Source organism: Pseudoleptotrichia sp., assembly GCF_057270515.1.
In genome coordinates, this window is record NZ_DBHIXS010000001.1 from 263,905 (window position 1) to 277,081 (window position 13,177).

The 13,177-nt window shown below is 31.6% G+C and carries 12 protein-coding genes; 2 read left to right on the forward strand and 10 right to left on the reverse strand.

Annotated elements, in window-relative coordinates:
* Positions 1-8: 8 nt before the first annotated feature.
* The gene (locus tag ACO5J6_RS01365; protein WP_485641564.1) at positions 9-1,559 is read right to left on the reverse strand and encodes a PTS transporter subunit EIIC; all 1,551 of its coding nucleotides are present in this window, start codon (positions 1,557-1,559) and stop codon (positions 9-11) included.
* Between the two features lie 404 nt (positions 1,560-1,963).
* Between ACO5J6_RS01365 and rlmN the strand changes: the two genes are divergently transcribed.
* Positions 1,964-3,031: a dual-specificity RNA methyltransferase RlmN gene (gene rlmN, locus ACO5J6_RS01370; protein WP_485641565.1), complete on the forward strand. Its 1,068-nt coding sequence runs from the start codon at positions 1,964-1,966 to the stop codon at positions 3,029-3,031.
* A complete protein-coding gene (locus ACO5J6_RS01375) occupies positions 3,024-5,090 on the forward strand; it encodes a transglycosylase domain-containing protein (protein ID WP_485641566.1) in 2,067 nt (688 codons plus the stop codon). The genes rlmN and ACO5J6_RS01375 overlap by 8 nt, the downstream gene beginning before the upstream one ends.
* Before the next feature lie 189 nt (positions 5,091-5,279).
* Here the strand turns inward: ACO5J6_RS01375 and metA are convergent, their stop codons facing one another.
* From metA to ACO5J6_RS01420, 9 genes are all read right to left on the reverse strand, one after another.
* Positions 5,280-6,203, reverse strand: coding sequence for a homoserine O-acetyltransferase MetA (metA, locus tag ACO5J6_RS01380; protein ID WP_485641567.1), 924 nt, complete (start codon positions 6,201-6,203; stop codon positions 5,280-5,282).
* Positions 6,204-6,283: 80 nt separating this feature from the next.
* Positions 6,284-6,871, reverse strand: a complete 588-nt coding sequence (locus ACO5J6_RS01385; protein WP_485641568.1) for a C40 family peptidase — start codon at positions 6,869-6,871, stop codon at positions 6,284-6,286.
* A gap of 108 nt (positions 6,872-6,979) precedes the next feature.
* Positions 6,980-7,417 (reverse strand): D-aminoacyl-tRNA deacylase, encoded by a 438-nt coding sequence (gene dtd, locus ACO5J6_RS01390; RefSeq protein WP_485641569.1) that lies wholly within the window; start codon positions 7,415-7,417, stop codon positions 6,980-6,982.
* 96 nt (positions 7,418-7,513) lie between these two features.
* Entirely contained in the window at positions 7,514-8,926 is a 1,413-nt protein-coding gene (locus ACO5J6_RS01395) for a glycoside hydrolase family 1 protein (protein WP_485641570.1), read from the reverse strand.
* A 165-nt stretch (positions 8,927-9,091) separates the two neighbouring features.
* On the reverse strand, positions 9,092-9,703 hold the full coding sequence (locus ACO5J6_RS01400; RefSeq protein WP_485641571.1) for an MBL fold metallo-hydrolase: 612 nt from the start codon (positions 9,701-9,703) through the stop codon (positions 9,092-9,094).
* Complete coding sequence (locus tag ACO5J6_RS01405) at positions 9,693-10,547, reverse strand: mechanosensitive ion channel family protein (RefSeq protein ID WP_485641572.1); 855 nt, start codon at positions 10,545-10,547, stop codon at positions 9,693-9,695. Before ACO5J6_RS01405 ends, ACO5J6_RS01400 begins: the two co-directional genes overlap by 11 nt.
* 72 nt (positions 10,548-10,619) lie before the next feature.
* Complete coding sequence (ychF, locus tag ACO5J6_RS01410) at positions 10,620-11,723, reverse strand: redox-regulated ATPase YchF (RefSeq protein WP_485641573.1); 1,104 nt, start codon at positions 11,721-11,723, stop codon at positions 10,620-10,622.
* A 113-nt stretch (positions 11,724-11,836) separates the two neighbouring features.
* Entirely contained in the window at positions 11,837-12,610 is a 774-nt protein-coding gene (locus ACO5J6_RS01415; protein WP_485641574.1) for an MBL fold metallo-hydrolase, read from the reverse strand.
* Positions 12,611-12,704: 94 nt separating this feature from the next.
* Complete coding sequence (locus ACO5J6_RS01420; protein ID WP_485641575.1) at positions 12,705-13,142, reverse strand: competence protein ComE; 438 nt, start codon at positions 13,140-13,142, stop codon at positions 12,705-12,707.
* Positions 13,143-13,177: the final 35 nt, after the last annotated feature.

The window sequence follows — 13,177 nt, forward strand, 5'->3', positions numbered from 1 at the left end:
CACTCCTCTTATAACAGTTCATCGACTTCATTTCTTACAAATTCCACATGCGGACCGAATACTACATGAATATGGTTTTTACTCGGGAAGAATACTCCCAAAGTACCGCTTTCTTTCAGTTTCGATTTATCTATAATATTTTTATCTTTCAAATCTATTCTCAATCTTGATATACAGTTTTCAACATTTATAATATTTTCCTTGCCACCCAGTGATTCTACGACTATTTTTGCTATTTCCTTATATCTTTTTTCGACTAAAAGTTTATTGTCGCTTACTTCTTCCTCTCTTCCCGGTGTAATAAGATTTCTCTTTAATATATACCATTTGAACGAAAAATAACTTACAAACATTGCAACAAGTCCAACTATTATAATATTATAGAATTTACTGTTTTCATACATTACTCCAAATATTATAAAATCAAAAATTGTTCCCCTTATATATCCCACTGCTGTTCCCATGAAAGAAAGTGCCAGTGAAGAAGTCGCACCTATCAAAATATACATTATATACAAAACGGGTGAAATAAAAAAGAATGAAAATTCAAGAGGTTCCGTTATATTTCCTAAAAATGCCGTAAGTACCATTGTAACAAGTATTCCTTTTACAAGAGGTTTATTTTTTTCATAAGCTGTTTTATACATTGCAAAAGCTATCCCCGGGAACATAAACAGCGTATCTATCATCTGATTTTGTGCTAAAAATCTTGTCAGTTTCGGCATCATTTTCCATTCAGGACTGTTAGGTCCGAGATTGAATATTATCTCATTTGCGGCAGGAAGCACTCCTACATAAGTTTTTCCTGCTATCTCATACACTCCTCCCGCTTCAGTAAATCTGAGCAATGCACTCCATGTATGGTGCAGCCCGAAAGGTATCAGCAATCTTACCATAATTATATTTACAAATGGTCCTAACGGATGTAACAATACTACTGACATTCCTGCAAGCACTTTTGTAAAATATATCCAAAGAGGTGTCGCTATGAAAGATACCACTGAAGTTACAAATATTGATAATATCGGTACTAATTTTTTCCCGCTGAAAAAAGCAAAGGCGACAGGCAGTTCCGTCTTATAAAATCTGTCAGTCAGTTTTGCCGCTATAAGTCCGCTTATAATCCCTCCAAATACGTCCATTCTGACAGTTTGTATTCCCAATACCATAGCCTGACCTGCTTTATCCATTAGTTCCTTTTCTGTAACTAATGTTCCCGTAATTTTCAAATATACATTAGTTCCTGCCAAAAGCACAATATATGAAATCATTGATGAAAATACCGCTATACCTTTTTCTTTACGGGAAACGCCATAAGCCACTCCCATTGCAAACAGAACAGGAATATTACTGAAAATTATACTCATAGAATCCTTTACCGATGTTAAAAATAATTTAATTGACGGATTACCCAATATCGGTATCTTTGATATTAAATAAGACTGAGTAAGTGCATTTACAATTCCAAGTAACATTCCCACAGGTGCCATAACCGCAATAGGCAATAATAATGACCTTCCAAATCTTTGAACTTCTTCTGAAATTTTCGTTTTATCCATAAATAGATTCCTCCTATCTTAAATTACCTTATATTTTTATTAGTAATGGTATACTCTATTTTTTTCATTTTTTCAAGAGGTATGACCAATTTATTACTACGACATAAAGAAATACTTTAAGACATATTTAATGACTTTGGTCAGAAACAATAAGGACTTTTTCAAAATTTTGTTTTCTTTTTTTCCTAAATATTTTGAATCTATTCTTACAGTCATTTCAGCTATGTTACATTTTGTTAGTTTACAAATATTGGGCTATTTTATTTCATAAAAATATGATATTATATAGAAGATATGAAATAATAAATAAAGGAGGATAGAATTGTTTCAAAAACAGAAAAGAAATTATAAGTATTTAAATACTTTAAAATTTTCCATTTTTGAAACAGTGGAATTCATTGATAATGTTAAACAAGGAAACAGAAAATAAAATAGACATACTCGAATTAAATCTCGAAAATCTTCAAAATATATTTTTTAAAATCGGGCTGAAAAAATTCAACGCCATTCAGGTATATGACTGGCTACATAATAAACTTGTCTTTGATTTTGACGAATTTACCAATATTTCAAAAGATAACAGAGAATTACTGAAAAATAAATTTTATCTGCCCAAACTGAAATATAAGGCACATCAGATTTCCGATGACGGGGAAACTGAAAAATTTCTTTTTGAATTAAAAGATAACAGACTGATAGAAAGTGTACTCATATCTCATAAAAACAGATATACTTTATGTGTATCTTCCCAGATAGGGTGTCTTATAGGCTGTGATTTCTGTGCAACTGCGACTATGAAATATGAAAGAAATCTTGATACTTCGGAAATCTTAATGCAGTTTTACTACATTCAGAATTATCTGAAAAAAAGAAGGCAAAAGCTTGGAAATGTTGTTTTCATGGGAATGGGAGAACCTTTTTTAAACTATGACAACGTTATGGAAACTATTAGAATACTAAATTCAGACAAAGGGCAAAATTTTTCCAAAAGAAATTTTACAATTTCGACAAGCGGTATTGTTCCGATAATCAATAAATTTACTGAAGATGAAAATCAAGTCAATCTTGCTGTTTCCCTACATTCAGTAAGAGATGAACTAAGGTCTGAAATTATGCCCATTAATAAAAATTACGGAATTAAAGAATTAAAAAATTCCCTTATAAATTATCAGAAAAAGACAAAAAACAGGATTACTTTTGAATATATTCTTATAGATAATTTTAACTGTGAAACAAGGGATGCTTTCGAACTTGCAAATTTTTTACATTCATTTTCGTGCTTAGTAAATCTTATCCCTTACAATCCCGTTATGGGAAAGCCTTACAGCACTCCAACAAAGAAAAAACAAAGAGAATTTTATACACTACTTAAAGAAAAAAATGTTAATGTAACATTGCGTGAAACAAAAGGTCAGGATATTGCCGCAGCCTGCGGTCAATTAAAAGCTAAAAAGGAGATGAATAATGAATAATAATAATCAACAAAATATAGCTGATACGAAATCTCCAAAAAACAAGAAAAAAAATAAAAAGAGAGCTGTACTTTTCTTTTTCTTAAAATTTTTTGGGGTATTACTCGTTATAGGAGCAGGGTTTTTAGGATATATGCTTTACACCCTCAAAGGAGAGACACCTACCGAGCTGATAGAAAGCTACAGTCCTATTTCTCCCTCTATAATATATGATATAAACGGAAATCAGCTTGATACTATAACAGTCGAAAATAGGGACCCTATAAGTATAAAAGACGTTCCTCTCGATGTACAAAATGCTTTTCTTGCAATAGAAGATAAAAAATTCAGAACACATCATGGTTTTGACTTTGCAAGAATGTCTCGTGGAATGTTTCTATTATTGACAAGTAAAAGACGGGAAGGCGGTAGTACCATTACTCAGCAACTGGCAAAAAATGCTTTCCTGACACCTGAGAGAACTCTCGTCAGAAAAATGAAGGAAGCCATACTTGCCCTCGAAATAGAGAGAAGATACACTAAAGATGAAATATTGGAAAACTATTTAAATACGATTTATTTCGGAAGAGGAGCTTACGGTATCAAAAATGCCTCCCTAAAATATTTTAATAAGGAACCAAAAGACTTGACCGTTGCTCAGGCAGCAATATTAGCAAGTTTGCCTAAGTCTCCTTCAAAATATTCCAAAATCGAAAATGCAAAAAAGAGACAGGAACTGGTTCTAAATCAGATGAGAAACTTCGGCTTTATAAATGAACAGCAATATGAACAGGCAAAAGCTGAAGAAATAGTTTTTGCAAACAATGATAGTAAAAATAAAAATGAAGAGGAACAAATTTCCACTTCAAATATTGCTCCGGAGTTTACAAGTATTGTTTTAAGCGAAGTTAAGAAAATTCTGAAAGTTGACGATGACGACCATAATTTTCTTTTTGACGGATATAAAATTTATGCAACTGTTGATTTGGATATGCAAAGAGCTGCTTATAAGGCTTTCAGCAGTAACTACAATCTGAAAAGAAGAGAAAAACTGAACGGTGCTTTATTTTCCATTGACCCGAGTAACGGATTTGTAAAAGCTATGGTTGGGGGAAAAGATTATAAAAAAGGTGAATTCAACAGAGCCTTGAGTGCATTAAGACAGCCGGGTTCATCATTCAAGCCTTTAGTTTATCTTTCTGCTATTCAAAAAGGTATGGGAATGAACAGTGTTATGGAAGACTCCCCTCTTACTACTCCGGGCTGGTCTCCAAGAAACTATGACAGAAAATTCAGAGATAGTATGACTTTATTGAGAGCAATCGAAATTTCGAATAACATTATTCCTGTAAAAGTTCTTCAATATGTAGGAATTGATTCGGTAGAAAAAATTTGGCGTGATTCGGGAGTTGTAGGCGGAGATTTTCCTAAAGATTTGACTTTGGCTTTAGGTTCCATATCCACTAAACCGATAGATATGGCTCTGTTTTATGCGGCACTTGCCAATGGAGGTTACCAGGTTACTCCTCAGTATATCTATAAAATAGAAAATAAATACGGTGAAGTAATTTATGAAGCTAAACCTAAGAAAAAACAGGTGTTTAAATCAGATGATGTCGCTATACTGACATATATGCTGGAAAGTGCTGTAAATTACGGTACAGGACAAAGTGCTAAAGTATTTAAAAACGGTGAACTAATTCCTATGGCAGGAAAAACAGGTACTACAAGTGATTATACTTCTGCATGGTTTACAGGATATACTCCTACACTTGCTACCATAGTTTATGTAGGTTATGATGATAACAAACCTATGGGCAGTGGAATGACGGGAGGAGGTGCTGCTGCACCTATCTGGAAAAACTATATGCAGTCTGTTGTAAATATTCAAAATTATAATGTAGGAACATTTGAATTTATAGATGATTACATTAAAAGACGTGATTTGACCTTACGGGAAATTGACCTGAAAATAGGACTTCTCGACACCGACGGAGTGGACAAGAGAACTGCCTTATTTAAAGCCGGAACAGAACCTATTGAGAGTGAAAATAAATTTAATGGCGGTATTGTATTTTAATTAAATAAAATTATTAAAAAATAAAAGGTTGTCTCATAAAGTAAATAAAATTAACAAATCATAAATTCTATATATTTTACTATATTTACAAAATCAATAAAAATGATATCTGTTGATTTTTAAAAATATATAACATTTATGTTAGTAAAATTATTTTTGACTTATGAAACAGCCCCTTATTTTTTATGATTACATTTTTTCCAACTCATCTAAATCATATGGAGTCTCCTGATATACATAATAATTTATCCAGTTAGTAAAAAATAGATTTGCATGACTTCGCCATGTATATAGAGGTTTTTTTTCAGGATTATCATCAGGATAATAATTGAAAGGGACTGCTATTTTTTTACCTGAATTTATATCCCGCTTATATTCATTTTCCAATGTAAGTCTGTCATATTCCATATGTCCTGTAACAAAAATTTTTCTCTTATCTCTACTTCTTATAATACTTACTCCTGCTTCATCAGATTTTGCAAGTATTTCTAATTCGGAAATTTTTAATATATCTTCCTCTTTTATTCCTGTATGTCTTGAATGAGGCATATTGAATATTTCATCAAAACCTCTTAATAGCATTGTTTTTGTATTTTCTATTTCCACAGGAAATATTCCGAATATTTTTTTATTCAGATAATACTTAGAAATACCGTAATGATAATAAAGTCCTGCCTGAGCTCCCCAACATATATGGAGTGTTGAAAACACACTCTTTCTGCTCCATTGCATTACTCTTTCGAGTTCTTTCCAGTAAGCGACTTCCTCGAAAGGCAATGTTTCCACAGGAGCCCCCGTAATTATGAGAGCATCAAATTTTTCATCTTTTATATCATCAAAAGTTTTATAAAAATTTTTCATATGTTCGACAGATATATTTTTTGAAACATAACTGTCCATTTTCAAAAAAGTAATTTCAATTTGCAACGGAGTATTACTTAATAATCTTAATAACTGAGTTTCCGTTTCTATTTTTGTTGGCATTAGATTTACTATAACACATTTTAAAGGACGAATATCCTGAGACAATGCCCTCTGCTCATCCATTACGAATATGTTTTCTTTCGCCAGTATATCTACAGCAGGTAAATTATGCGGTATCTTTATAGGCATTGTACTATTTTCCTTTCTTATTCATAATTTTTAAAATTTTATATATTTTTGTAAAATACTTTTATAATAGCATACTTATTTTATGATTTTCTTGCATCATCTACTCTTACTGCATATTTAAAATATCTTCCCCAGTAAGAACTTTCGAGAGATGATAAAATAACTCCTTTGGATGATGAAGCATTTATAAATAAAGAATTTCCAAGATAAACTGCGGTATGATTTACTCTGTTTTCAGGTCTAAAGAACAATATATCTCCCGGCTTCAGATTATTTGACGAAACTCTTCTTCCCACTTTTACCTGGTCTTCAGTAACTCTCGGCAATTCATAACCGAATACTTCCCTGTATACCCTTCTCGTCAATGCTGAACAGTCTATTCCCCTTGAAGAGTCTCCTCCCCAAGCATATCTCGTACCTTTCCAGTTGTTGAATGATTTCAATAATGCATTTTCCAAAATAACTCTGTCAATTTCTTCGGCTGTTCCGTCCATCATAATTCTGTCCTGTTCCCTTTTCAGCTCTTTAAAACGGTTATCTACTATTATCTGTTCATCATTCGGCGTAACTTTGATACTGCCTCCTCCTGAATATTTGTTATCACTTGTACAACTTATAGCTAAAAATATACAGAAAATAAGCATTAAAAACAGTTTCTTCCTATTCATGAAAATTCCTTTCTGATTTTATAAAAATAATTTAAATTTCAAAATTTGCTATTTTAAGTATTTTTTCTCAAATATTTTTTTGTCAAATTTACAAAAATGATCTAAATTCTAAGATTCTATTATAAGATTGACAGGACCGTCATTTTCCGAATAAATCTGCATCCATTCCTGAAATTCTCCTGTTTCAAAAGGAACACCCGTTTCCGACATTTTTTCCAGAAACTGATTATATATTTCCCTTGCTTTTTCAGCAGGAGCAGAATTTAGATAATCGGGTCGGCGACCTTTTTTAGTATTCCCATAAATTGTAAAATTACTTACTATGAGTAATGAGCCTTTTACATCCTGAACTGATAAATTGAGTTTTCCGTCGGCATCATCAAAAATTCTGAGATTAATTAATTTGTCAATACAATAATTTATGTCTTTGATCCCGTCATTATGAGTAATCCCGACATAAGCCACTATTCCTTTGTTTATTTCACACTTAAAATTTCCGTTGACAAACATTTTTGCCATATTCACTCTTTGAATAATTATTTTCATAAAATCTTTCCTTTAATATAAATATATCTATATAATATATTTTATTTATATGTTTTGTCAATATATTTATTTCATTTTATTTTGACTTTATCATTATTATTCGCAAAATTCATCTATCTCATTAGTTTCTGCAACTTTTTTTATCCAATAGCCTGATTTTTTTATTGTCTTTATCTGGGTAGGCAAATCTACAGAAATAAATCCATATCTATTTTTATAGGCATTTGTCCATGACCAGCAGTCTATAGGTGTCCAAGTATGGTATCCGAAACAGTTCGAGCCTTCTTCTATCCCTTTATGAAGATATGTCAAATGTTCACGGTAAAAATCTATTCTGTAATTATCTTCGATAATGCCGTCCGTATTTTTAAATTTTTCTTCTCCTTCTACTCCCATACCGTTTTCAGAAATAAACCATTTTATATTTTTATAATTTTTCTGAATATTTTTTGCAATATCATAAATCGCCTGTGGATATATTTCCCAGCCTCTATAAATGTTCATTCTTTTTCCAGGCATATCATAATTTTCAAAATATTTATCAGGTAGCCAGCCGTTGGACGTATCAAACTCGGTTTCTCTCGCTTTTATTCTTCTTGGCTGATAATAATTCACTCCTAAAAAGTCCACAGTATTTTCTTTTATAATTTCAAGTTCTTTTTCATTACTTTCCCATAATACGCCGTCTTTTTCAAGAATATCCGTCAGTAATTCGGGGAATTTTCCATAAATTGCAGGATCAAGAAAAGAATTATTGAAAAATACATCCGATATATTGGCAGCTTTTACATCATCTTTATCTTCACTTCTTGCATAAGACGGTGTTAAGTTAAGTATAATTCCTATTTCTCCGTCATTTTTACTTTTTTTCTTATATTTTTTATATGCTTCTATTACTTTTGCAGAAGCCAGTGCGGTATTGTACAGTACCTGCATCGCTTTTTTCCCGTCTACTATTAGCGGATAATGGAATTTATACATATACTGTGCTTCCACAGGGACTATCGGTTCATTAAATGTTACCCAATATTTTACTCTGTCTCCGAAAAGTTCAAAAGCCTTTTCCGCATATTTTACAAAAAGCTCTACTGTATATTTTGATTCCCAGCCTCCATATTTTTCCTGTAATTCTATAGGCATATCAAAATGAAACAGATTTAGCATTAAAATAATACCGTTTTTTTCAAATTCATTTATAACATCATTATAAAATCTTGCTCCGTCATCATCCACTTCTGCCGTTTCAAAATTTTTTATCAGTCTTGTCCATTGGATAGAAGTTCTTAAAGAGTTTAGTCCTATTTTCTTATACAGTTTTATATCTTCTTTATAACTGTTATAAAAGTTTGAAGCGACATTAGGCCCTATTTCATCAAAAAATACCTTTTTATCGGTGTCGTACCAATAATCAAATATGTTTCTGTTTTTCTTGTTAAATCTTCCTTCTGACTGAGGTCCCGAAGTTGCAGCCCCCCACCAGAAATTTTTAGGAAATTTTAGTTTATTCATATAAATCTTCCTCCAAATCTGTATAAATTTTATAATATTACCAACTGCTTTAAGAAATCTCAACACTTTTAGATTATAATTACGATTTATTTAATTTTATAATATTATCAAACTGTCTTAAGAATTTTTCATTATTTTTAATATTCACAGTAATCGTATTAATTATTAATAATTGTGGTATTTTCTTTCATCTTTTATATAAGTATAGCTTCCATGTCCGGGATAAACTCTGATATCTCCGTCCATTTTCATAAGTTTTGTTATAGATTTTTTTAAATCCTCATAGTTTCCTGTAGGTACATCCGTTCTTCCGTAACTGCCTCCTTTAAAGATTATATCCCCTGAAATCATTATTTTTTCCTGTTCATCATAAAAACATATATCCCCATGAGTATGACCAGGTATTTCTATTATTTTAAATCCAAATACTTCATCTCCCTCTTTCATTTTTATTACCTTTACATCTTTGGACAGCCTAAAATCCATTCTGATCCATGTTGACAATGATAAATTAGGATCATATAAAAAATCATAGCCTTTTTCACTTATATATACAGGAACATCTTTATATTCAAGAATTTCGGGAGTTCCTATTATATGATCAAAATGCCCGTGAGTAAGCAGAATAGCTACAAGATTTAAATCTTTTTCCTTAATATAATCAATTACGGGAGACATATTCCTTCCTCCGGGATCCACTATATAGCAGTCTTTCCCTTTTTCCACTACATAACTGTTTCCCTGAGTGTCATGATTTGTAAATAATTTAATTTCCATTCTGTTCCCCTTTCCCTGAAATATGCACATCCATTTGCGGATAAGGTATTTCAATATTATTTTCATCAAATTTTATTTTTATTAATTCATTCAGTTTCAAATTAAGCTTAAAATAATTTTCACTTTTTGTATAGACATATACACAGAATACCACAGCAGACTCGGCTAATTTTAATACTCCTATAGTAGGCTCGGGAGACCTCAGTACTAATTTTTCCTCTCCTGCGATTTCTTCCTGTACAATTTCATTCAATACTTCTTTCACTTTCAGAATATTGCTATCGTAAGAAACTCCTACATTTAAATCTAATCTACGAACTTTTTCCTTAGTGATATTTCTTATTTCACTGTTTGTTATCATTCCATTAGGAATAATGACCTGCTCATTTTGAGGCGTCTTGATTTTCGTATAAATTAACTCGACAGACTTAACTTCTCCTATATATTTACCATATTCTATAAGATGACCTACTTTAAAAGGCTTAAAAGTAAGTATAATCAGACCTCCACAGAAATTTCCCAAAGTTTCCTTGAAAGCAAACCCTAAAACTATCCCTGTGGCACCTAAAAATGTTGTAATTGATGTCAGATTTATTCCTAAAAAACCTATAAGGAGGTAACTTAAGATTATATAATATAACACCGAAAAAGAAGACCTCAGAAATGATGCAACACTCTTATCCATTTTAGATTTTTCAAGTAAAATCTTAATAGCGTTATCCACATATTTTTTAAGCATTCCCGCTATTTTAAATACTGCAAATGCAAATATTATTTTCAGTATATTTGTTTCAAAAAAACTGTATATAGTTTTCCAGTCTAAAAGCTTTATAAAATTTCCCATATTTGCTTTTTTCTCCTTATAGATGATTTATTAAAAAACCTGATAATATCTCTATTATCAAGTTTTAAATTTTTACACGTTAAATCTGAAGAACATTACATCTCCGTCATTAACAATATATTCTTTTCCTTCAAGACGCATAACTCCTTTTTCTTTGGAGCCTTGCCAGCCTTTATATTCGATAAATTTATCATAAGCAACTACTTCTGCCCTTATAAATCCTTTTTCAATATCAGTATGTATTTCTCCTGCTGCTTTCTGGGCATTTGTTCCTTTTCTGATTGTCCATGCTCTGACTTCTTTTTCTCCGGCAGTAAAATAAGTTATAAGACCCAGAAGTTTAAATCCTCCTCTTATGAGCCTATTTAAACTTGGCTCACTTATTCCGAGTTCCTCAACAAACATCTGTCTTTCTTCTTCATCTTCTATTTCTATGAGTTCAGCTTCCACTTTGGCTGAAAATGTTACTACTTCACTATCATGAGTTGCAGCATATTCTCTGACTTTTTTTACATAGTCGTTTTCATTTCCTTTGGACAGGTCATCCTCCGAAATATTCGCAGCAAACATCATAGGTTTTGCTGTCAAAAACTGATAAACTCTGATAAGCTCATTTTCTCTCTGAGTCAGTTTTAGTGTTTTCAGTAATTTAAAATCTTCCAAATGAGTTTTACATTTTTCAAGAACCGCAACAAGCTCTTTTCCTTCAGCATTTCCTCCTCTAGCTAATTTCGAATTTTTCTGTAATGCTCTTTCCACAGTATCTATATCCGCGAAGATTAATTCTCCGTTTATCGTTTCTATATCTCTTATAGGGTCGACACTTCCTTCAACGTGTATAATATTGTCGTCATCAAAACATCTGACAACTTGACATATGGCAGCCGTATTTCTTATATTGGATAGGAACTGATTTCCCAGACCTTCTCCTTTAGATGCTCCTTTTACAAGTCCTGCGATATCTACAAATTCTACAGTTGCTCCTACCGTTCTTTGAGGATTTATAATTTCTTCCAGTTCTTTCAACCTGATATCAGGTACACTTACAAGTCCGATGTTCGGCTCAATAGTCGCAAAAGGATAATTTGCAGCTTCAGCATTCTGTGTTTTTGTGATTGCATTAAACAGCGTTGATTTTCCTACGTTAGGCAGTCCTACTATTCCTATTCCTATCATTTTTATTCCTTTCCATTTTTTATTATTTTTCGACATTTTTTATTTAAAATTTTATAACATATTTAATCAGATTGTTTAATTAGATTGAGTATATTTTGACTTTATCATATATTTCATACTTTGTATATTACAGTTTCTTTTTCAGTAACAATTTCTATTTCCAAATGACTTTTATTTTCCCTTTCGAGTATTTCATAGAGAGAATTATAAGCTAATTCGGGCGTATTGTTATCTTTACTTATATGCATTAAATAAATCTTTTTCAATTTATCCGACATAACTTGGGATATTAATTTTGAAGCCTCCGCATTGGATAAATGGCCATTTCTGCCTTTGACTCTGTTTTTCAACTCCCAGTGATAAGGTCCTGTCATCAACATATTATAATCATAATTACTTTCAACTACGATTACATCACTGTTTTTAAAGTTTTCCTTTATTATATTGTTAGTACATCCCACATCACTGGCATAGGCGAGTTTCTTATCCTCATACTCAAAAGTAAATCCTAAACATTTTTCAGCGTCATGCATTACTTCAAAGCTGTTTATTACGCAATCTTCTATCATTATCTTTTCTTCATTGATAAATTTTACATTTTTCGGCTCTACTTTTCCTATTTTTTCTCTTATTATACCATATGTTATTTCATGAAGATAAATAGGAATATCAAATTTTCTTGACAAAACTCCCAATCCCTGAATATGGTCCGAATGCTCATGAGTTACAAAAATTCCGTCTATGTCTTCTATTTTTCTTTCAATATTATTTAATTTTTCCATTATTTTTTTCCCGCTAAATCCTGCATCTATGAGAAATTTTTTATTTCCCATTTCTATATAACTCGAATTTCCGCTGCTTCCACTTCCTAATACTGAAAACTTCATCTGTACTTTTTTCTCCAATTTCTATGATTTTTTTATTCCCCCTGTTTTCTATCCCGAATGACTGAACAGAAACTCGGAACACATCAAAATATAGCTAATCAATGTTCGGCTTTACTTTTCCTGTAGCCCTATCATAAAACCAGCCGCCTTTATTATCCTGTTGGGCCGTTACAGCATTTGATCTTACAGTTCCTTTTCTCAGATTGTCAGGAATTTCATATATCTTTTCTGTTCCGTAAAATAAATCAAAAGTATATCTCCCGTCAGGGCTTTTTATTTCTTTCAAATTATTTTCTTTTCCGCTTATATCAGGATATGAGCCTGTTTTTGCTTTAAATTCCTTAACCGCATTTTCCAATCTCAAAGTTTCTATCTGCAAGTCTGCTTTTATTATCTTCTCCACTCTCTTGGAAAAAAGATACGTTGCAAGAAAAAATGCAAAAATAAGGACTATTATAAAAATTATCGTCTTTCCTATCAGTTTTCTTATTTTTTTTCTGTTTATTCCTGTATAATAATCATTTATTGCCATATCAATACTCCAATACCTGTTATTTTCGGTCTTTT

Coding starts and splice junctions, on each gene's coding strand:
- ACO5J6_RS01365 (WP_485641564.1), bottom strand. CDS start 1,559: ATGGATAAAACGAAAATTTCAGAAGAAGTTCAAAGATTTGGAAGGTCA.
- rlmN (WP_485641565.1), top strand. CDS start 1,964: ATGTTAAACAAGGAAACAGAAAATAAAATAGACATACTCGAATTAAAT.
- ACO5J6_RS01375 (WP_485641566.1), top strand. CDS start 3,024: ATGAATAATAATAATCAACAAAATATAGCTGATACGAAATCTCCAAAA.
- metA (WP_485641567.1), bottom strand. CDS start 6,203: ATGCCTATAAAGATACCGCATAATTTACCTGCTGTAGATATACTGGCG.
- ACO5J6_RS01385 (WP_485641568.1), bottom strand. CDS start 6,871: ATGAATAGGAAGAAACTGTTTTTAATGCTTATTTTCTGTATATTTTTA.
- dtd (WP_485641569.1), bottom strand. CDS start 7,417: ATGAAAATAATTATTCAAAGAGTGAATATGGCAAAAATGTTTGTCAAC.
- ACO5J6_RS01395 (WP_485641570.1), bottom strand. CDS start 8,926: ATGAATAAACTAAAATTTCCTAAAAATTTCTGGTGGGGGGCTGCAACT.
- ACO5J6_RS01400 (WP_485641571.1), bottom strand. CDS start 9,703: ATGGAAATTAAATTATTTACAAATCATGACACTCAGGGAAACAGTTAT.
- ACO5J6_RS01405 (WP_485641572.1), bottom strand. CDS start 10,547: ATGGGAAATTTTATAAAGCTTTTAGACTGGAAAACTATATACAGTTTT.
- ychF (WP_485641573.1), bottom strand. CDS start 11,723: ATGATAGGAATAGGAATAGTAGGACTGCCTAACGTAGGAAAATCAACG.
- ACO5J6_RS01415 (WP_485641574.1), bottom strand. CDS start 12,610: ATGAAGTTTTCAGTATTAGGAAGTGGAAGCAGCGGAAATTCGAGTTAT.
- ACO5J6_RS01420 (WP_485641575.1), bottom strand. CDS start 13,142: ATGGCAATAAATGATTATTATACAGGAATAAACAGAAAAAAAATAAGA.